We start from the raw sequence: 20,168 nt of genomic DNA on the forward strand, positions 1-20,168 counted from the left end.
TGGCGATGGACGGGCGGGCCGACGTCTCAGGCCGGCGGTGCGGTGCGCGCGACCACCCGGTCGCGCAGCCAGGCACCGATGGTGCAGCCGACCAGGTAGCAGGCGAACATGATCAGCCCGAGATCGAGCCAGTAGCCGAAGCGGCCTGGGACCACATGCGCCAACGAGGCCGCGACCAGGCCCGCGGCGAGCAAAGCGAGCCAGCGCGCGGTCACCTTCGAGGTGCCGTTGCCGCGCTGGACCACCGAAATCCACCCCATGCAGAAGCCCAGCAGCACCGAGCCGATCAGCCAACCCATATGGAACGAGACGAGATAGGGCATCGTCACCTCACCAGAAATTCGATGCGGCGGTTCTGGGCCTTGCCGTCGTCGGTGTCGTTGCCGGCAACGGGCTGGGTTGCACCATAACCGACCGCGCTGAAGCGGCTGGCGGGCAGGCCGGCCTTGACCAGATGGTCGATCACCGCCTGCGCCCGCTTCTCTGAGAGCGCCTGGTTGAAAGAGTCCTCACCGTCGGCATCGGTGTGGCCCGCGACCTCGATATTGGCGTTGGGGCAGCGCAGGGCCGTCTCGATCAGATGGTCGAGGACGCCGGCGGAGTCCGGATCGATGTCGGCACGCTTGGCCGCGAAGCGGATCTTGCCCTTGCCCAGGAGCTCGGCGAACAATTGCTGGCAGACCGTGCCGTCGACCGGGCCCGCCGCCGGCTTCACCGTGATCTCCGGCTTGTATTGCCAGGTCTTTGGAAAATCCTTGCCGAGGCCGGCGCGGATGTCGTTGGCGGCCCCTTCGTAGAGCGCATCGCCCGACAGCTTCACCTCGCGGTCGGAGACCACGAGGGTGCCGGTCGACAGCCGCGACAGCGCGCCGAGCGCCGCGACCACGGCGGGGTTGAACGAGGCGGGAGCCCCGATGCTGGCCTTGAGATTGTCGACGACCTTCTCATTGAAGAATTTTCGCGACGCACTGGTGGCGATCGCGGCGTGAGCATTGTTGTCGGGGACGTAGCCGGTCAGCGTCACGGTCGCGGCGACCGGATCCTTGTAGGCCTGGAAGATGTAGGGCGGCGCCTTGATCTCGTTGGCGGCGATCGAGAACCCCTCGGGCAGATTCTTCAGCGCAGCAGCGATCGCCTCGCGGCCGCCGAGCTCACGCGCCATGCCCGACAGATTGACCTTGGTGTCCGATATCGTGATCTTGCCGTCCTTGAGCTTGCCGATCTGGTCGAGCAGCAGCATCGCGGCCGCCTCGAAGCGCGGCGGCGCGCCGCGCGCAAGCCCCATCTGATCGGCCACCTCGACGCCGCCGACCTCCTTGCGCGCCGCCTCGGTCAGCCGGGTCTTCATCGACGGCAGGGGGGCGGAACCCGACAGCGTCACCCGCACCACGTCGCGCTCGGCATTCCAGACGAAGGGTTTGGCCTCGGGAACGAGGCGGGTGCGGTCGTCGACCAGGCGCACGCCCGGGACGAGCTCGACAGCCATCACCGCGTCGCGACGTCCCTCCTCGGAAAAGGCGTCCGCGGCCAGGCTGACGTCGCGGCCTTCCACCGCGATCCGGGTCTTGTCCAGAACCGTATCCTTCAGCGCCGCCGAGCTGCGGGCGGACAAATCCGCCTCGACCGGCGCGGTATTATTCCAGGCCGCAAATCCCCACATGACGGCCAGGGGAATCAGCCCCGGCCACCATTTGCTGGCCCACCTGAAAAGCTTCTGCATTCGACGACCCGAACTCTGGAACCGGAGACAAAACAAACCCTTGGCGGGCTGTCAAACCGGAAATCGTGCCCTTCCGAGGGCCCCGCATGGACAATTGGAATAACTTTTTCTTCAAGGGTCCGCCCCTAAGTTGAGGTCGGAATGCCCGGGGGCCGCCAGCCTGAAATGAGACAACTCCGCAATAACGTCATCCGCGCCGGGCTGGGGGCGCTGTACTTCAGTGGTGCGCACCATCTGCTGCGTCCGCTGCTCTCGGGCGTCGGCGCCATTTTCATGTTGCATCACGTGCGGCCGGCCCGCGAGGATGCCTTCCAGCCAAACCGGCATCTCGAAGTCACCCCCGAGTTCCTCCGCGCGACGCTGAACCATCTGCGCACGCGCAACATCGACATCGTCAGCATGGACGAGCTGCACGAGCGGCTGGCGCAGGGCCGGTTCGACCGCCGCTTCGCCGCCTTCACGCTCGACGACGGCTATCGCGACAATCTGGACTACGCGCTGCCGGTGCTGCGCGAATTTGACGCGCCTCTGGCGGTCTACGTCGCCAGCGATTTTGCCGAGGGCACAGGTCGGCTGTGGTGGACGGCGCTGGAGGCCGTGATCGCCAGGGCCGAGCAGATCGAAGTGCAGATCGGCCATTCCGCGCTGCGCCTCGATGCGACCACGCCGGCCGCGAAGCAGGCGACGTTCGACCGCCTGCACGCCTGGCTGCGCGCGGTGCCCGGCGAGCACGATCTGGCGCGCGAGATCGCGGCGCTCTGCAGCCGACATGGCGTCGACATGGAAGCGCTGTGCCGCGGCCTCTGCATGTCCTGGTACGAGATGAAGAGGTTCGCCGCCGACCCGCTGGTCACGATCGGCGCGCACACCATCAGCCATTGCAATCTCGCCAAGCAGGGGGAAGAGATCGCCGCACAGGAGATGGCCGTGAGCCGCACGCGGATCGAACAGGCGCTGCAGCGTCCCGTGCTGCATTTCGCCTATCCCTATGGCGACCGCGATGCCGCGGGCGAGCGCGAATTCACGCTGGCCGCCTCGGCCGGTTTCAAGACCGCGGTGACGACGCGGCCCGGCATGCTGTTCGCCGAGAACGCCGGCCACATGACCGCGCTGCCGCGCGTCTCGCTCAACGGCAACTACCAGGACACGCGGATTTTGCCGGTGCTGACCTCGGGCGCGGCGACGGCGATGTGGAACGGCTTTCGACGGATCGCGGCGGCGTAGCCGCTCCAATCTCCGCTGTCGTCCTGGACAAGCGCGCCCTAAGCGCGCGCCGATCCAGGACCCATACCGCGGAATCTATCGATCGCGATCGGTATCAATCGCGAACCACCAGCCTTCGCCAAGCTCCTCCCCCTGGTTATGGGTGCCGGATCTGCGCTCCGCTGCGCTTTCCGGGACGACAGCGGAAGTTGACTCCTCTCTCCTCCCCGCCCACAACGGACGCCAACCAAGGGAGGTACCATGTTCAACGATCTGTTCTCGCTCAAAGGCCGCGTCGCGCTCGTGACCGGCGGCTCGCGCGGCATCGGCAAGATGATCGCGGCTGGATTCCTCGGCGCCGGAACTGCGAAGGTCTACATCACCGCGCGCAAGGCCGGGCCGTGCGAGGCGACCGCACAAGAGCTCACCGCACAATATGGCGGCGAATGCATCGCGCTGCCGATCGACATCTCGACGGTCGACGGCTGCAACAAGCTCGCCGGTGAGATCATCAAGCTCGAGCCTAAGCTCGACATCCTCGTGAACAATGCGGGCGCCGCCTGGGGCGCGGAGTTCGACGAATTCCCCGAAAGCGGCTGGGACAAGGTGATGGACCTCAACGTCAAGTCGCTGTTCTTCCTGACCAAGGCCCTGGCAAAGCCGCTCCGCGCGGCAGCCAGCGCGGAACGTCCGGCGAAGGTGATCAACATCGCCTCGGTCGACGGCATCTTCGTCAATCCGAGCGAGACTTATTCCTACGCCGCCAGCAAGGCCGCCGTGATCCATCTGACGCGGCGGATGGCGACGAAGCTGATCAAGGACAACATCAACGTCACCGCGATCGCGCCGGGCGCGTTCAAGTCGGACATGAACCGCGCCGCGCGCGACCACGCGGACGAGGTCGCAAAGCGCATTCCGGCACGGCGGATCGGAACCGACGAGGACATGGCGGGCGTCGCAATCTATCTCGCCTCTCGCGCCGGCGACTACGTGGTCGGCAACACCATCGCCGTCGATGGCGGTGTGGTGTATGCGAATGCCGGGCTGGAGATCGCGGGGTAGATCCCGCTTCAAACCCGGCTGTATGCCCCGGCTTGAGCGGGGCATCCGGTACGCCGCGGCCTCACGGCTCTATCACAACAGTCTCCGGAATACTGGATCGCCCGGTCAAGCCGGGCGATGACAGTGTGTGTGGCGCGCTCATCGCGCCTCACGAGCAGCTCTTATGACTCGATCTTCACGTACTCGAAGTCACCCGGCTTGTTGTCGATGCCAACTTTCGGCGGCGAGATCCAGGAGGCGAACTGGCCGATTTCGGTGACGGGCTGCATCAGGGAGGTGATGAAGTCGCCGTCGCTGGCCGAAGGCAGCCATTCGTCCTTGCGCTTGTTCCAGGTGGTATCGTCGATCAAAATGCCGTCGGGCGTCGCATGCACGTCCTTGAACTCGCCGATGTGGCGGTGGAAGGCGACGTTGGGCAGGGTTAGCTTGAAGTCGTAGCCCGCGGTCGAGATCACCTTGTTCCAGCGCAGCATGCCCTTGACGCAATCCTGGCTGTAATCGTCGCGCAGGCGCATGTTGAGCGCGGTCAGCGCCGGCTCATCGACCAGCTTTACCTCGCCGTTGATCAGCTTGAGCACCGGATAGGTGGAGTTCTTGAGCTGGTGATCGTCCTCGATCTGGGTCTCGTGATAGCGGCCCTTGATGCCGGCGTTGAAGGCGTTGGCCGCGTTGGTCGAGACCTCCGAGCCGAACAGGTCGAGGGACAGCGTGTAGTGCAGGTTCAGCTTCTTCTGGATGGTCGGCAGGTCGATGACGCCGAGCGCGCGCACTTTCGCGATGTCGGTGGGATCGGTGATGCCGGCGGCCTTCATCGCATCGCAGGTGCGCTGCACGACGCGGGTGATGCCCGTCTCGCCGACGAACATGTGGTGCGCCTCTTCCGTCAGCATGAAGCGGCAGGTGCGCGACAAGGGATCGAAGCCCGACTGCGCCAGCGAGTGCAGCTGCATCTTGCCGTCGCGGTCGGTGAAATAGGTGAACATGAAGAAGGACAGCCAGTCCGGCGTCGCCTCGTTGAAGGCGCCCAGCATGCGCGGCGCATCGGCATCGCCGGAGCGGCGGCGCAAGAGATCATCGGCCTCCTCGCGGCCGTCGCGGCCGAAATATTTCTGCAGCAGGTAGACCATCGCCCAGAGATGACGGCCCTCCTCGACATTGACCTGGAACAGGTTGCGCATGTCGTAGAGCGAGGGCGCGGTCTTGCCGAGATGGCGCTGCTGCTCGACCGAAGCGGGCTCGGTGTCGCCCTGGATCACGATCAGGCGGCGCAGCATGGCGCGGTGCTCGCCCGGGACTTCCTGCCAGGCCGGCTCGCCATAATGCTCGCCGAAGGGAACGACGCGATTTTCTTCCTGGGGAGCAAGGAGAATGCCCCATCGATATTCGGGCATGCGGACATAGTCGAACTTGGCCCAGCCGCGCGGATCGACGGAGTAGGCCGTGCGAAGGTAAACCAGCGACTCCTGGAAGCCTTCCGGCCCCATGTCGCTCCACCAGTCCATGTAGCCGGGATGCCAGCCTTCCAGCGCCCTGAGCACCTGGCGGTCTTCGGCGAGATTCACGTTGTTCGGAATCTTGGTCGAGTAGTCGACGTTCATGATGTTCATGTTCATGGCCGTGCTCTCCTTAAACCCGCGTCATATCGAATTTCGGCTTCTGGCCGCTGCCATAGCGGCGCAGCGCGCCTTCCTCGCCGACCGCGTTCGGGCGCTGGAAGATCCAGTTCTGCCAGGCGGTGAGGCGCGCGAAGATCTTTGATTCCATCGTTTCAGGACCGACGAAGCGCAGGCTTGCTTCCATGCCGGTGAGGCTGTCGGGCGAGAAACTGGCGCGCTCCTCGAGGAACACGCGGACCTCGTCGTCCCAGTCGATGTCGTCGAGCGCGAAGGTGACGAGACCGAGCTCTTCGGCCTGCTCGGCATCGAGCGCGGTGCCAAGCGTTGCTTCCGCGCGCTCCACATCGGACGGATCGGCCTGGAAGCGCGACTCCAGCCGCGTCAGGCCATGGCTCATCGGATACGGACCGAAATTCATGGCCGACAATTCAATGGAGGGCGGCGGGCGGTTGTCGCCCTGGCGCGTGCCGATCAGCATGTAGGAGCGGTCGGCGGCGAAGACGAGCTCGGCGAGCGTGCCGGCGAAGCAGGAGCCGGGCTCGACCAGCGTCACCAGCGTGCGCGAGGTAACGTCGATGCGCTTGAGCACACGTTTCCAATAGTGGCGGATTTCGTTGACCAGCCAATGCGCCTTGTTGGCTTCGAGGAAGGCATCGCTGGCGAGCACATGGGCGCGGTCGCCATGGCTCTTGAAGACGAGCATCGCAATCTCGAGCTCGTTGATGCGCAGGTGCAGGATTGCGTCGTCGAGCTCGCGCGCGACCTGGAGCGGCCAGAACGAAGCGCCCTGCGCCATCATGCCGTCGATGTCGGCGGGCGGCGCCGCCTCGGGGGCCTTGATCGAGATGGTAGCGATGCGCGCGGAGCGGTCGATGTCGACGCCGACGAAGCCGTAGCGGATGCTGGTATCGTCGATGATGCGCTTGAGCGGCGTCAGCGCGATACCCTTGCCGCTACCCTTGCGCTTCGAGGCCGCCGCAAACTCGCGGGCGCGCTCGGCGATCTTGCCTTCGAGTTTCGAGTTCGGCGCGATCTCGTCGACGAGACGCCATTGCACCGCGCGCTTGCCCTTCACGCCTTCCTCGATGGTGCAGAAGAAGTCGGCGTGGTCGCGGCGCACCTTGCGCTTGTCGACGACGCGGGTGAGGCCGCCGGTGCCGGGCAGCACCGCAAGCAACGGTACTTCGGGCAGCGCGACGGCAGACGCGCCGTCGTCGGCGAGGATGATGTGGTCGGTCGCAAGCGCCAGCTCATAGCCGCCCCCGGCAGCCGAGCCGTTCACCACGGTGATGAAGCGCTGGCCGGAATTCTCGGAGGAGTCTTCCATGCCGTTGCGGGTCTCGTTGGTGAATTTGCAGAAATTGACCTTGTGGGCATGGGTCGAGCCCGCGAGCATGCGGATGTTCGCGCCGGCGCAGAACACGCGGTTCTTGGCCGAGCGCATCACCACGACTTTCACCTCGGGATGCTCGAAGCGCAGGCGCTGGATCGCGTCGGCGAGCTCGATGTCGACGCCGAGATCATAGGAATTGAGCTTGAGCTGATAGCCCTCGAACAGTCCGCCATTCTCGTCGACGTCCATGGTCAGGGTCGCGACGTCGCCCTCGAACGCGAGCTTCCAGTGCTTGTAGCGGGACGGTTCGGTCTGGAAATCGATGAATGTCGCGCCGCCTGCGAGGCGCCGATCTTCCCCGGCCATGGGCCACCCTTGAGCTTGTCTTTGGTTTTACGGTTAGATGCACAATAGTGCATATTTTCTTGCGCGTCTAGCCCCGAATCTGGGCCTCACATGCACTTTGCTTCACCTGGGCGACCGCCCCGTTCGCGCGAGGATCAGGCTGCCTGAAGCCCGCGATCGTCCCGCAAGGCAGCCTTTGCAAATTGCTCCAGCGCCTCCAGCGTCGCCCCGGGGGCTTCCCGATGCGGCGAATGGCCTGCCTCCGGAAGGATTTTCAGGTCGACCGGGCAGTAACACTCCTCCCGTGCGATCTCGACTTGGCGCAGCGTCCCGTACCGGTCATTCGCACCTTGCACGATCATGACCGGAACGCGGATGTAGGCGAGATATTCCGAGATGTCCCAGTCGCGGAATTTTGGGTCGAGCCAGGCGCCGTTCCAGCCATAGAAGGCGTTGTCGACGTCCTTGTGCCAGCGTGCGAGTTTTGGCTTCAGGTCGGTCGTCTCGTAAGCCGTCTTGATCGCGGCGATGGATTTCACCGAGACGTCCTCGACGATGAAATGCGGCGCGATCAGCACGAGGCCATTCAGGCGATGATCCTGATGCGCGCCGGCATAGATCGTCGCGATCGAGGCGCCGTCGGAATGGCCGAGCAGCAGGCCGCGCTTGAACTGAATCGCGTCGAGCAGCTTCGGCAGCACATCGAGCGCCTCGCGCTGCATGTAATCGAGCGGCCGCGGCAGCGTGACCGGGCTCGACTGGCCGTAGCCGGCGCGTGAATAGGCGAAGATGCCGGCGCCGGTCGCCTGCTGGAGTTTTTCCGGGAAGTCGCCCCAGAGGCCGACCGAACCGAGGCCTTCATGCAGCATGACGATGGTGGGCGCGTCAGCGACTTGCGGCGCCAGCCATTTGTATTCGAGGCTGGCACTGCAGATGCCGAGGAAGCCGGTGGGGGTGAGATTGGTCATGGTCGAAGTCCCATTCCTGGCCAAAGCCGACATGCCCACCCTCCCCCTCCAGGCCCTCCAGGGGAGGGTAAGCAAGTGCAGTTCGCAAGCTCAATTCGCGCCTTCCCGCAACTTGAACCGCTGGATCTTGCCCGTGGCCGTCTTCGGCAAGGACTCCACCACGTCGATCCAGCGCGGATATTTCCATGGGCCGATCTTCTGCTTGACATGCTCCTTGAGCGTCTCCTGCAGCTCCGTCGTCTTGGCGCCGGGGCGCAGCACGACGAAGGCCTTCGGCTTCAACAGGCCTTCCGGATCGGCCTCGGGCACGACGGCGGCTTCGAGCACCGCCGGATGCGTGATCAGCGCGCTCTCGACCTCGAACGGCGAGACCCAGATGCCCGACACCTTGAACATGTCGTCGGCGCGGCCGCAGAAGGTGTAACGGCCATCCGCGTCGCGGATGTATTTGTCGCCGGTGCGGGTCCACGGCCCCTCGAAGGTGCGGCGGCTCTTGTGCCGCTGGTTCCAGTAACCCTCGCCGGCGGAGGGCGCATCGACGAGGAGCTCGCCGACCTCACCGTCGGCGACGTCCTGGCCGGCCTCGTTGACGAGTCGCACCGCATAGCCCGGCACCGGCTTGCCGGACGAGCCGTATTTGATGTCGCCGGGCGCGTTCGACAGGAAGATGTGCAACAGCTCGGTCGAGCCGACGCCGTCGAGGATGTCGACGCCGAAGCGCGCCCTCCAACTGTTGCCGACCGATTCCGGCAGCGCCTCGCCGGCCGAGGTGCAGATGCGCAGCGCCTTCCCGCCGCGCTCGGACTTCATTGTCTCGTCGTTGAGCATGGCCGCGAACAGCGTCGGCACGCCGTAGAAGATCGAGGGGTTGTAGCGGTTCATCAGGTCGAACATGCGCGCCGGCGTCGGCCGCTCGCTGTTCAGGATCACGCTGGCCCCGACCGACATCGGAAAGGTCAGCGCATTGCCGAGGCCATAGGCGAAGAACAATTTTGCCGCCGACAGGCAGACGTCGCTCTCGCGGATGCCGAGCACCTGTTTCGCATAGGTGTCCGCGGTGGCCTGCAGATTGGCATGCAGATGACGCACGCCCTTTGGCATGCCGGTCGAGCCTGATGAATAGAGCCAGAACGCGGGCTCGTCGGGGTGCGTCGCGGCAGTGGTGAACTGGTCGCTCTCGCCCGCGATCTCCTCCGCAAGCTGCTTGTGGCCATTCTGCTTGGCGCCGGAGACCACGACATGCTCGAGATCCGGCATGCGGCCGACCACGTCCTTGATGACGGGATAGAGCGCCTCCGACACGAACAGCACGCGCGCGCGGCAATCGGCGAGGATGTAGGCGTACTGATCCGCCGTCAGCAGCGTGTTGAGCGGCACCGGCACGATGCCGGCGCGGATCGCGCCCAGGAACACGATCGGGAAGTCGACCGTATCCAGCATGATCATCGCCACGCGCTCCTCGCGGCGGACACCGAGCCGGCGCAGCATGTTGGCGGCGCGCCGGGTCTGCTGCTGGAGCTCGCCATAGGTGAGCCGCGAGACGGTGTCGTCGAAGACGAGCTTGTTGCCACGTCCCTCCTCGACGTTGCGGTCGAGCAGCCAGGTCACCGCGTTATAGGATCCCTCGCTCACGGTCGTCTCCCCAGAATTTAGAATTATAATTCATAGAAAGACACTCCGGCGGCTTGCTGTCAATGCCAGCAGGCACTATGTTTCATTAAAACGCGCCGCAGGACCTTCTGCAAAGGAGGCATCCGCAAAGAAGGCTCATGACCGACAGTCCCGACGCCGAATCCCGCTTCCTCGAACAGCTCGGCCAGCGTGTGCGCACCATGCGCGCGCTGCGCGGCATGTCGCGAAAAGTGCTCGCCAAGGTATCAGGGATTTCGGAGCGCTACATCGCGCAGCTCGAGAGCGGCAAGGGCAACGTCTCCATCGTGCTGCTGCGCCGCGTCTCCGACGCGATGGGCGCGCATCTCGAAGACCTGCTTCCGTCAGCAGACCCGACGCCGGACTGGCAGATGTTTCGCGACCTCTTGCGCAAGGCGACGCCCGCGCAGATCGCGCAGGCAAAAGATCTGCTCACTGGAGGCAGCGCATCCGCGCCGCGGCGCGCGCCGTTCTGCGGCATCGCGCTGATCGGCCTGCGCGGCGCCGGCAAGTCGACGCTCGGCCGGATGCTGGCGAAGAAGATCGGCTGGAGCTTTGTCGAGCTCAACAAGGAGGTCGAGCAGCAGAACGGGCTCTCGGTCGCCGAGATCATTGCGCTCTACGGCCAGGAAGGCTTTCGCCGCATGGAGCAGGCGGCGCTGCAGCAGCTGCTCGCGCGCAACGAGCTGATGGTGCTGGCGACCGGCGGCGGCATTGTCTCCGAGCCTTTGACGTTCGACCGGATCCTGACCTCGTTCTACACGATCTGGCTGAAGGCCGAGCCGGAGGAGCACATGGCCCGCGTGCGCCGCCAGGGCGACCTGCGCCCGATGGCGGATGATCGCTCGGCAATGGCCGAGTTGCGCAACATCCTCTTGAGCCGTGAGCCGCTGTACTCGCGCGCAACGGCGGTGGTGGATACCGCGGGATTGTCGGTCGATGCCGCAGCAGCAAGGCTGATCGATGCGGTGCGCCCGGTGCTGCAGAACGAAGCGCGCAGCTTCGGACTGCGCAGCGTGGCCCTGTAGCTGCAGCTGTATCCACATTCCCCGTTGTCGTCCCGGCGAAGGCTGAATTTGTGGGGGCGCCACGATGTCACTATATGCGAGCCCAACAGCAACCCCTTGGGACCCACGATGACCGACAGCACCGTCACCATCTCCATGTTCGAGCGGATCGGCGGCAGTGCCACCATCGATCGCCTGGTCGACCGCTTCTACGACCGCATGGACACGCTGCCGGAAGCGAAGATCATCCGCGCCATGCATGCGGGCGATCTCGGACTGATCAGGGACGTGCTGAAGCGCTATCTCACCGAATGGACCGGCGGCCCGCCGCTCTATACCCCCGAGAAGGGACATCCGCGGCTGCGACAGCGGCATATCGGCTTCGCCATTGGGGACGCCGAGCGCGACGCGTGGATGCTCTGCATGCGCGGCGCGATGGAGGAGACGATCGCCGACCTCGCTGCGCGTCAGGACCTCGACAAGGCGATCTCGGGCCTCGCCGACTGGATGCGCAACCGGACGTGAGGCGGCTCACACGGGGCCGTAGCCCGTACTTCCGACGCGGCTAGACCGACCAGTAGTTCGGATGCTGATACGGCCGCGAGCGGTCGCCCCAATCGAACTCCTCGCCATCGAACTCGCATGGACCGCTGCTCAATTGCTCCGGCGTCATTTCGACCTGGAAGGCCTGACGGGTTGGATCATATTTCAGCGCGCTCCACTGCACCGGATAATGGTGGTGAGTACCGAGCAGGCCGCCCGTCTTGAGCACGGCGTAGGCGACGGTTCCGCTCACCTTTTCGAGCATCAACCGCTCGATCGTGCCGAGCTTCGTGCCGTCACAACCATAGACGGCGACGTGCTGCACGCGATCACTGGGAACCATGGTGTGTTGCATGGCGTGCTCCCTAGCTTTGTCGGAGCGTATTATAGCCCCGTAGCCCGGATGAGCGAAGCGACATCCGGGGTCTCGCGATGGCTTCCCGGATATCGCTGCGCTCACCTGGGCTAAGCGGTTACAGCAGCTGCGATCGCACCGCCTCCGCCCCCTGCCGCAGCAGCGGCAGAAAGCGGTCGATCAGTTCCTGCGCCGGCACGCGATCGACATGGGCGCCCATGTTGATGGCGGCGACGATCACGTCGTCGTAGCGGCGGACGGGGACCGAGATGGAGCGGAAATGCGGCTCGGCTTCGCGGTCGACCAGCGCATAGCCCTGCGCGCGGTCGGCGGCAATGCGCGCGAGCAGCGCCTTCGGGTCTGTCACCGTCTGCGGCGTCAGCGCCTCCCGCTTCATCGTCTTCAGGCGCGCGGCGAGATCGGCATCGTCGAGCCGGCCGAGCATGGCGCGGCCGACCGAGGTGCAGAAGGCCGGCAGGCGATAGCCGATGTCCAGTCCGCCCGAGAACATGCGCGCCGGGCTGCTGCGGGCGATGAACACGACTTCGTCGCCGTCGAGTATCGCGAGGGAGGAGATTTCGTTTGCCGCGGTGGCGACACGATCGAGCACCGGTTGCAGCACCGTGACGAGCTGGCTGGACCGCAAGTACGACGCGGCCAGCGTCAGCACATGCGGCGTCAGCGAGAACAGTTTTCCATCGCCACTGACGAAACCACCACGCTGGAGCGTGAACAACATCCGACGTGCCGTCGCGCGCGGAAGATCGGCCGCACGGGCAAGATCGCTCAGCGTCATCGGGCCGGCGGTCGTGCCGAAGCACTGAAGCAGGCGGAGGCCGCGGTCGAGGGCCTCGACGAAATCCGTCGCCCGCTCTTCAAACTCACTCCGTTTCAGCTTGGGCATGGTTCCGGGGATAATCCTGCAAAATAATGCTTGCTGTCGATCCAAGGCATGTCATAATTCGCCCATTCGTTCAATACGCGAACAGACACTACTCCACAAGGGATGCCCTCGCCATGATGAGCCAGGAGCAGAACGACCTGATCACCCGCACCGGGCCGAAGGACCCCTGCGGCAGACTGATGCGGAGCTACTGGCAGCCGGCGGCGCTGGTCGATGAACTGGAAGGTGCGCGGCCGATCCGCCCCGTCAAACTCCTCGGCGAGAACCTCGTGCTGTTCCGCGACGAGAGCGGACGCTACGGCCTGATCGACCGCCACTGCGCGCATCGCGGGGCCGATCTCGCCTTCGGACGGCTCGAGCATGGCGGCCTGCGCTGCGCCTTCCATGGCTGGCTGTTCGACGCCACCGGCCAGTGCATCGAGACGCCGGCCGAGCCGAAGGACTCAAATCTCTGCCGGAACATTCGCCAGCGCTCCTATCCCGTGGTGGAGAAGAGCGGCATCCTCTGGGCCTATCTCGGCGAAGGCGAGCCGCCCGCCTTTCCGGAGCTCGACTGCTTCGTTGCGCCAGGCACTCACACTTTCGCCTTTAAGGGCCACATGGCCTGCAACTGGCTGCAGGCGCTGGAAGTCGGCATCGATCCGGCGCACGCCTCCTATCTGCACCGCTTTTTCGAGGACGAGGACACCTCCACCGCCTACGGCAAGCAGTTCCGCGGCGCCTCGGCCGGCAGCGACCTGCCGATGACGAAGATCCTGCGCGAATACGACCGTCCGATCATCAATGTCGAGCACACCGAATACGGCCTTCGGCTGATCGCGCTGCGCGAGATCGACGAGGAGCGCACGCACGTGCGCGTCACCAACCAGCTGTTCCCGCACGGCTTCGTCATTCCCATGAGCACGGAGATGACGATCACGCAGTGGCACGTGCCCGTTGATGACGAAAACTGCTACTGGTACGCGATCTTCACCAGCTACACGAATCCGGTCGACAAGCAGAAGATGCGCGACCAGCGGCTCGAGCTCTACGAGCTGCCCGACTACAAGTCGCGCAAGAACCGCAGCAACGATTACGGCTTCGATCCGCACGAGCAGCAGACCGCGACCTATACCGGCATGGGCAACGACATCAACGTCCACGACCAGTGGGCGGTGGAATCGATGGGCGCGATCCAGGACCGCACCAAGGAGCATCTCGGACAAAGCGACAAGGCGATCATTCAGTATCGGCGCCTGTTGCGGCAGGAGATCGAGAAGGTCCAGGGCGGCGAGAGGCCGATGCTGTTCCTGGACGGGGCCAATGCGCGCAGCATCCAGGGTCCGGCGACCATGGACGGCATCGGGCCGACGCGGGGCTGGGAGACCTACTGGATGGAGGTCGACGTCAAGCGCCGCCGCGGCGCGCCGTGGACCGCACCGGTGCCGAAGGAGATCGCTGATAACGTGCATCGGCTGACGGCGGCGGAGTGAGGGTGAAACTCTCTCTACCGTCATTGCGAGCGAAGCGAAGCAATCCAGACTGCCTCCGCGGCGGGATTCTGGATTGCTTCGCTGCGCTCGCAATGACCGAGTGTATGGCAGGCATCTTGCGCCGGTCGGGCATTGTGACTGAGGAGCAACCAAAGTGACTTTCGTCGCACGCCATGCGCTGTGGTCGGATGAGCAGAAGGACGCAGCCCAGCGCATGCGCCGAATCGTCGAGGACAAGAACCTCGAGGTCATCCGCCTCGCCTTCCCAGATCAGCACGGCATCTTGCGCGGCAAGACGATCGTCGCCACCGAAGCGATCGCCTCGCTGGAGAGCGGCTGCTCCATCACCACGACCATGCTCGCCAAGGACACCTCGCACCGCACGGTGTTTCCGGTGTTCACGTCGGGCGGCGGCTTCGGCATGAAGGAGATGGAAGGCGCGGCCGATGTGCTGATGGTCGCCGATCCCACCACCTTTCGCGTGCTGCCCTGGGCGCCGACCACGGGCTGGGTGCTCTGCGACCTCTATTTCAACGACGGCCGTCCCGTGCCGTTCGCGACCCGCGGGCTCCACAGGCGCGTGCTCGATGAGCTCGGCGCGCGCGGCTACGATTTCGTCGCGGGGCTCGAGGTGGAATTCCACATCTTCAGGCTCGATGACCCGCATATGCGCGCGGAGGACGCTGGGCAGCCCGGCACGCCTCCATCGGTGAGCCTGCTCAGCCATGGCTATCAATACCTCACCGAGCAGCGCTTCGATCAGATGGAGCCGGTGCTGGAGATTCTTCGACGTGACATCGTCGCGCTGGGGCTGCCGTTGCGCTCGGTCGAGGTCGAGTTCGGACCGAGCCAGTGCGAATTCACCTTCGCGCCGCGGAAGGGCCTGGAGCCCGCCGACAACATGGTGCTGTTCCGCTCTGCCGTGAAGCAGATTGCCCGCCGCCACGGTTATCACGCCACCTTCATGTGCCGGCCGAAACTGCCGAACGTGTTCGCGAGCGGCTGGCATCTGCACCAGTCGATCGTCTCGCGCACGAGCGGCGAGAACCAGTTCATGGCGAAGGCAGGCAGCGAGCCGCTCAGCGCCTTCGGCAGGTCCTATCTCGCCGGCCTGCTCGACCACGCCCGCGCCTCAACCGTGTTCACCACGCCGACCATCAACGGCTACAAGCGCTACCGTTCCTATTCGCTGGCGCCGGACCGCGCGATCTGGGGCCGCGACAATCGCGGCGTGATGATCCGCGTGCTCGGCGGCGCCAACGATGCTTCAACGCGCCTTGAAAACCGCATCGGCGAGCCCGCCGCCAATCCCTATCTCTACATGGCCTCGCAGATTCTCTCGGGCCTCGACGGCGCCGAGCGCAAGCTCGATCCCGGCCCGTCGGCCGACACGCCCTACGAGACCAAGGCACCGCTGCTGCCGAAGAGCTTGCGCGATGCGGTCGCCGCCCTGAAGGATGACCCATTCTTCCGCGAAAAGTTCGGAGCCGAGTTCGTCGACTATTACACCCACATCAAGAACGCCGAGATCGACCGCTTCCTGGCCGAGGTCACCGACTGGGAGCATCGCGAATATTTCGAGATGTTCTGAGCACGTCCGGGCGCCGTCAGGAATGCCGCGACTCGGGCCTCACGGCGCTGTGAGGCGGACTTCGTCATCATGAGAGCTATCATGCGAAAGCTGATGCTGATCGCAGCGATGTCGCTGCTTGCAACCGGGGCTCACGCCGGCGGCGCGCGGAGCCTGAGCCTGGCGGCCAGCAGTGCGAGCCAGCAGCAGCCCGCCAACACCGCGGCGACGCCACCGACCACTCAGGTCCCGTCGGCACCGCAAAGGACGAACGTGCAGATGGCGACGACCGCGCCAACGTCGGCAGCAACGACCGCGCCAGCGACATCGACAGCAACTCCAGCCGCCACACCGACTGCCCAGCCCGCCGCGACAGCGGCGGCGACCACGACAGAAACCGCCAAGCCGAAGCGCCGGCAGCCCTCCAACGAGGCACGGTTGATCCGTGAGCTGCATCGGCATGGGATCTATTGGTGAGGGCTCACACCGATCTCTTCCGTCATTGCGAGCGCAGCGAAGCAATCCAGAATCTTTCCGCAGCGGCGGTCTGGATTGCTTCGCTGCGCTCGCAATGACCGCTAGATCCCCAAATACTTGTGCTGCAGATCCGGCTCGGCCATCAGCTCGTTTGACGTGCCGCTCCATACCGTCTTGCCGCGCTCGATGATGTAATGACGGTCGCAGATGCGGGCGAGGTGGTCGACGTTCTTGTCGACGACCAGGATGGACTGGCCGCGCCTCTTGAGCAGCGACAGGCAGTTCCAGATCTCTTCGCGGATCAGCGGCGCGAGGCCCTCGGTCGCTTCATCCAGGATCAGCAGCTTCGGATTGGTCATCAGCGCGCGCCCGATCGCGAGCATCTGCTGCTCGCCGCCGGAGAGCTGGTTGCCCATGTTGGCGGCGCGCTCGGCAAGCCGCGGGAACAGGGAATAGATCGCGGCCAGCGTCCACGGATTGGGGCTGCCGAAACGGTCAGCGGCGGCTGCGACCAGGTTCTCGCGCACGGTGAGATTCGGGAAGATCTGGCGACCCTCGGGGACCAGGCCGACGCCGAGTTTCGCAATCCTGTAGGACGGCAGCTGCCGCACTTCGGCCCCGGCGAAACGGATCGCACCAGATCGCGCCGGCGTCAGGCCCATGATGGAGCGGATCGTCGTGGTCTTGCCCATGCCGTTGCGGCCCATCAGCGACACCATCTCGCCCGAGCTGATCGACAGTGACAGGCCGAACAGCACCTGGGACAGGCCGTAGCAGGTCTCGATGCCGTCGACCTCGAGCAGCGTGTCAGCCATGGTGCGTCACCACATGCTGGTCGCCGAGATAGGCGCGCTTGACCTCTTCATTGGCGCGGATCGCGGCCGGATCGCCGGAGGCGATGACGCGGCCATAGACCAAGACCGAGATGCGGTCGGCCAGCGCGAACACCGCCGGCATGTCGTGCTCCACCAGCACGATCGAGATCTCTTTGCGCAACTCCTGCAGCAGTTTCACCATGCGCTGCGATTCGGTCACGCCAAGGCCCGCCATGGGCTCGTCGAGCAGCAGCAGCTTCGGCTTGCTGGCGAGCGCGACCGCAAGCTCGAGCTCGCGCCGCTCACCATGGCTGAGCTCGTTCACCACGACGTCGGCGCGATGTCCGAGACCGACGCGGTCGAGCGCGGCATGCGCAGCATCGCGCAGGCCCTTCTCCTTGCGGGCATTGGCGAAGAAACGGAACGAAGTGCCGGCATGCGCCTGCGCCGCCAGCGCGACATTGTCGGCGGCGGTGAAGTCGAGCAGCAGCGAGGTGATCTGGAACGAGCGCGCGAGCCCCAGTGCGCAGCGGCGATAGGCGGGCAAATAGGTGATGTCGCGCCCCGCAAGCCGGACGCTGCCGGAATGCGGCTCGAGATGCCCGGTGAGCTGGCTGATCAGCGTGGTCTTGCCGGCGCCGTTCGGGCCGATGATGGCGTGCAGCTCGCCGCTGGCGACGTCGAGCGAGACGTTGTCGGTGGCGACGATGCCGCCGAAGCGGCGCACCAGCTTTTCGACGCGGAGCAGGTGTTCAGCCACGGCCAGCCCTCCCGAGCATGCCCATGATACCGCCGCGGCCGAACAGCACGATCAACAGCAGCAGGGGGCCCATGATCAGCGCCCAATATTCGGTGATCTGCGATAAAAACTCTTCCAGCAGCAGAAACACCACCGCGCCCACGACCGGGCCGAACAGCGTCCCCATGCCGCCGAGGATGACCATCACCATGAGGTCGCCGGAACGCGTCCAGTACATCACGGCCGGGCTGACGAAATCGGTGTTGTTGGCGAGCAGCGCGCCGGCGAGGCCGCACATGGTGCCTGATATGACGAAGCAGACCAGCTGGTAGCGCTTGGCCGGAAATCCGATCGCCTGCATGCGCTGCTCGTTGGAGCGCAGGCCCTGCACGACGAGGCCGAAACGCGAATTGACGATGCGCCAGATCAGGAACAGCACGGCGAACAGGCAGGCAAGGCAGAGATAGTAGAACTGCGTCCGGTCCGACAGGTTGATCAGCCCGGAGAAGTCGCTGCGCTTGTAGACGGTGAGGCCGTCATCGCCGCCATAGCGCGCCAGACCCGAGGCAACGTAATAGGCCATCTGCGCGAAGGCCAGCGTGATCATGATGAAATAGACGCCGCGGGTGCGCAAAGAGAGCGCGCCGATCACGAGCGCGTAGATCGCGGAGGCCGCGAGCGCGACCGGGAACTGGATGAAGCCGGAACCGACGCCTTCCTGCGCGAGCATGCCGACGGCATAACCGCCGATGCCGAGATAGGCGGCGTGGCCAAAGCTCATCATGCCGCCAAAGCCCATGATGAGGTTGAGGCTCGCCGCCGCCAGCGCCAGGATGACGATGCGGGTGAACAGCGTCAGGATGAAGATGTTGCCGGACAGCTGCGAATAGAGCGGCAGCAGCACGAGGCCCGCCAGCATCAGGGCCGTGACGGCCTTCCTCACGCTCAAACTCTTCATCGACGGTGGGCCGGAAACAGCCCCTCCGGCCGCACCACCAGCACGATCGCCATCAGGAGATAGATCAGCATGGAGGACAGCGCGGGCGCGGCGGTGGAGGCAGCGGCGCCGCTCAGCACCTGTCGCAGCAGATTGGGCAGGAAGGCGCGGCCGAGCGTGTCGATCATGCCGACGAAGATCGCGGCCAGGAACGCGCCGCGGATCGAGCCGATGCCGCCGATCACGATGATGACGAAGGCGAGGATCAAGATGTTCTCGCCCATGCCGATCTGCACGGTGAGGATCGGCGCCTGCATCAGGCCGGCAAGGCCCGCGAGCGCGGCGCCCAGGCCGAACACCAGCGTGTAGAGCAGCTTGATGTTGATGCCGAGCGCGCCGATCATCTCGCGGTTGGAGGCGCCGGCGCGGATCAGCATGCCGATGCGGGTGCGCATCACGCCGAGATAAAGCAGCAGCGCGACCAGCAGGGCGACCACGATGATGGCGAGCCGATAGGCCGGATAATAGATGCCGGGCAGGATCGGCACCGGCACGGTAAGCCAGGGCGGCAGAGGGAGTGCCAGGCCCGCCGGACCCCAGATCAGCCGCACCGCTTCATTGAAGAACAGGATGAGCCCGAAGGTCGCGAGGACGTGGTCGAGATGGTCACGGCCGTAGAGATGCCGCAGCGCCGTCACCTCGAGCACGATGCCGAGCACGAGCGTAGCCCCGAGCGCCATCAGCGCGCCAAGCAGGAAGCTGCCGGTCCAGGCCGCGAAGGTCGCGGCGAAATAGGCGCCCATCATGTAGAGCGAGCCGTGCGCGAGGTTGACGAGATCCATGATCCCGAACACCAGCGTCAGGCCGGCGGCGAGCAGGAACAGGAGCAGGCCGAACTGCAATCCGTTCAGGAACTGTTCGACGACGAGCAGCATCAAAACTCTTTCAGGCGCACGCAGCGTCGCGCCGATGTTCGAACACAGTCGCCATCAGTGAAAGAGCTCCCCCCGCCTCTTCAAGGCCGAAAAATGGGTAATGGCAGTATCGTTCCGAGGCAAGAGCGATTCGTCACCAAACATGCACTTTGTTGCATCCCGACACATGCGGCCGAGATACGCCTTGCAATGCAAAAAGGCTGCCGCGCCGGACGAGGCAACCTGCCGCACCCAAACGAGATCACCCTCCCGAGATCCGGGGGAGGGTGCGAACGTCCTCGAATGAAGCAGGATGCGTCTAATGCGACGGCATCTGCTGGGGAAAATCGTCCGGCTCGGCGAGCACGCTGTTAACGGTCGAAGCCTCCAGCGCCGCCATCCGGAACAGATAAGCGAGCGTGGTCAGTCCGGAGTCGTCCGCCATCTGCGCCAGCTCCAGCGCCATGTCGGACATGTAGCCGAGGTTCTCGTCCCTGGTTTGCGCCATGATCTGGCTATCCCGCATCATGTTCGACAT

General features: G+C 65.0%; 20 protein-coding genes. 7 read left to right on the forward strand and 13 right to left on the reverse strand.

Features of this window, described 5'->3' with window-relative positions; genetic code table 11:
• Positions 1-26: 26 nt before the first annotated feature.
• On the reverse strand, positions 27-323 hold the full coding sequence (locus ACRQ5Q_RS39625) for a hypothetical protein (protein WP_439371648.1): 297 nt from the start codon (positions 321-323) through the stop codon (positions 27-29).
• Between the two features lie 2 nt (positions 324-325).
• Positions 326-1,720 carry an OmpA family protein gene (locus ACRQ5Q_RS39630; protein ID WP_439395218.1) on the reverse strand — a complete coding sequence of 465 codons (1,395 nt, stop codon included), beginning with the start codon at positions 1,718-1,720 and terminating at the stop codon, positions 326-328.
• A gap of 165 nt (positions 1,721-1,885) precedes the next feature.
• Between ACRQ5Q_RS39630 and ACRQ5Q_RS39635 the strand changes: the two genes are divergently transcribed.
• Positions 1,886-2,944, forward strand: coding sequence for a polysaccharide deacetylase family protein (locus tag ACRQ5Q_RS39635; RefSeq protein WP_439395220.1), 1,059 nt, complete (start codon positions 1,886-1,888; stop codon positions 2,942-2,944).
• 240 nt (positions 2,945-3,184) lie between these two features.
• Positions 3,185-3,985: an SDR family oxidoreductase gene (locus ACRQ5Q_RS39640; protein WP_439371651.1), complete on the forward strand. Its 801-nt coding sequence runs from the start codon at positions 3,185-3,187 to the stop codon at positions 3,983-3,985.
• Positions 3,986-4,146: 161 nt separating this feature from the next.
• Here the strand turns inward: ACRQ5Q_RS39640 and boxB are convergent, their stop codons facing one another.
• The 4 genes from boxB to ACRQ5Q_RS39660 all read right to left on the reverse strand — a co-directional run bounded on the left by boxB (position 4,147) and on the right by ACRQ5Q_RS39660 (position 9,879).
• Positions 4,147-5,598 carry a benzoyl-CoA 2,3-epoxidase subunit BoxB gene (gene boxB / locus ACRQ5Q_RS39645; protein ID WP_439371652.1) on the reverse strand — a complete coding sequence of 484 codons (1,452 nt, stop codon included), beginning with the start codon at positions 5,596-5,598 and terminating at the stop codon, positions 4,147-4,149.
• Between the two features lie 13 nt (positions 5,599-5,611).
• Positions 5,612-7,300, reverse strand: a complete 1,689-nt coding sequence (gene boxC, locus ACRQ5Q_RS39650) for a 2,3-epoxybenzoyl-CoA dihydrolase (protein ID WP_439395222.1) — start codon at positions 7,298-7,300, stop codon at positions 5,612-5,614.
• Positions 7,301-7,434: 134 nt separating this feature from the next.
• Entirely contained in the window at positions 7,435-8,247 is an 813-nt protein-coding gene (locus tag ACRQ5Q_RS39655; RefSeq protein ID WP_439371654.1) for an alpha/beta fold hydrolase, read from the reverse strand.
• Positions 8,248-8,337: 90 nt separating this feature from the next.
• Complete coding sequence (locus ACRQ5Q_RS39660) at positions 8,338-9,879, reverse strand: benzoate-CoA ligase family protein (protein ID WP_439395224.1); 1,542 nt, start codon at positions 9,877-9,879, stop codon at positions 8,338-8,340.
• Between the two features lie 137 nt (positions 9,880-10,016).
• Here ACRQ5Q_RS39660 and ACRQ5Q_RS39665 point away from each other — a divergent pair, with 137 nt between their 5' ends.
• Complete coding sequence (locus tag ACRQ5Q_RS39665) at positions 10,017-10,925, forward strand: helix-turn-helix transcriptional regulator (RefSeq protein ID WP_439371656.1); 909 nt, start codon at positions 10,017-10,019, stop codon at positions 10,923-10,925.
• 108 nt (positions 10,926-11,033) lie between these two features.
• Positions 11,034-11,429 (forward strand): group II truncated hemoglobin, encoded by a 396-nt coding sequence (locus ACRQ5Q_RS39670; RefSeq protein WP_439371657.1) that lies wholly within the window; start codon positions 11,034-11,036, stop codon positions 11,427-11,429.
• A 40-nt stretch (positions 11,430-11,469) separates the two neighbouring features.
• Here ACRQ5Q_RS39670 and ACRQ5Q_RS39675 read toward each other — a convergent pair whose 3' ends face one another.
• Together ACRQ5Q_RS39675 and ACRQ5Q_RS39680 are read right to left on the reverse strand one after the other, a co-directional pair.
• On the reverse strand, positions 11,470-11,802 hold the full coding sequence (locus tag ACRQ5Q_RS39675; RefSeq protein ID WP_439371658.1) for a PRC-barrel domain-containing protein: 333 nt from the start codon (positions 11,800-11,802) through the stop codon (positions 11,470-11,472).
• A 118-nt stretch (positions 11,803-11,920) separates the two neighbouring features.
• Positions 11,921-12,706: an IclR family transcriptional regulator domain-containing protein gene (locus tag ACRQ5Q_RS39680; RefSeq protein ID WP_439395226.1), complete on the reverse strand. Its 786-nt coding sequence runs from the start codon at positions 12,704-12,706 to the stop codon at positions 11,921-11,923.
• 113 nt (positions 12,707-12,819) lie between these two features.
• Between ACRQ5Q_RS39680 and ACRQ5Q_RS39685 the strand changes: the two genes are divergently transcribed.
• The 3 genes from ACRQ5Q_RS39685 (at position 12,820) to ACRQ5Q_RS39695 (ending at position 16,225) form a co-directional block, all read left to right on the forward strand.
• A complete protein-coding gene (locus ACRQ5Q_RS39685; RefSeq protein WP_439395228.1) occupies positions 12,820-14,178 on the forward strand; it encodes an aromatic ring-hydroxylating dioxygenase subunit alpha in 1,359 nt (452 codons plus the stop codon).
• Between the two features lie 154 nt (positions 14,179-14,332).
• Positions 14,333-15,769 (forward strand): glutamine synthetase family protein, encoded by a 1,437-nt coding sequence (locus ACRQ5Q_RS39690; RefSeq protein ID WP_439395230.1) that lies wholly within the window; start codon positions 14,333-14,335, stop codon positions 15,767-15,769.
• Positions 15,770-15,850: 81 nt separating this feature from the next.
• Positions 15,851-16,225 (forward strand): hypothetical protein, encoded by a 375-nt coding sequence (locus ACRQ5Q_RS39695; RefSeq protein WP_439395232.1) that lies wholly within the window; start codon positions 15,851-15,853, stop codon positions 16,223-16,225.
• A gap of 101 nt (positions 16,226-16,326) precedes the next feature.
• Here ACRQ5Q_RS39695 and ACRQ5Q_RS39700 read toward each other — a convergent pair whose 3' ends face one another.
• From ACRQ5Q_RS39700 to ACRQ5Q_RS39720, 5 genes are all read right to left on the reverse strand, one after another.
• Positions 16,327-17,040, reverse strand: a complete 714-nt coding sequence (locus ACRQ5Q_RS39700; RefSeq protein ID WP_439371663.1) for an ABC transporter ATP-binding protein — start codon at positions 17,038-17,040, stop codon at positions 16,327-16,329.
• Positions 17,033-17,800 (reverse strand): ABC transporter ATP-binding protein, encoded by a 768-nt coding sequence (locus ACRQ5Q_RS39705; protein WP_439371664.1) that lies wholly within the window; start codon positions 17,798-17,800, stop codon positions 17,033-17,035. Before ACRQ5Q_RS39705 ends, ACRQ5Q_RS39700 begins: the two co-directional genes overlap by 8 nt.
• Entirely contained in the window at positions 17,793-18,737 is a 945-nt protein-coding gene (locus ACRQ5Q_RS39710) for a branched-chain amino acid ABC transporter permease (RefSeq protein ID WP_439371665.1), read from the reverse strand. The genes ACRQ5Q_RS39705 and ACRQ5Q_RS39710 overlap by 8 nt, the downstream gene beginning before the upstream one ends.
• The gene (locus ACRQ5Q_RS39715) at positions 18,734-19,651 is read right to left on the reverse strand and encodes a branched-chain amino acid ABC transporter permease (protein WP_439371666.1); all 918 of its coding nucleotides are present in this window, start codon (positions 19,649-19,651) and stop codon (positions 18,734-18,736) included. Before ACRQ5Q_RS39715 ends, ACRQ5Q_RS39710 begins: the two co-directional genes overlap by 4 nt.
• Positions 19,652-19,949: 298 nt before the next feature.
• A complete protein-coding gene (locus ACRQ5Q_RS39720; RefSeq protein WP_439371667.1) occupies positions 19,950-20,168 on the reverse strand; it encodes a hypothetical protein in 219 nt (72 codons plus the stop codon).

This window comes from Bradyrhizobium sp. PMVTL-01 (assembly GCF_051861855.1).
Taxonomy (GTDB): domain Bacteria; phylum Pseudomonadota; class Alphaproteobacteria; order Rhizobiales; family Xanthobacteraceae; genus Bradyrhizobium.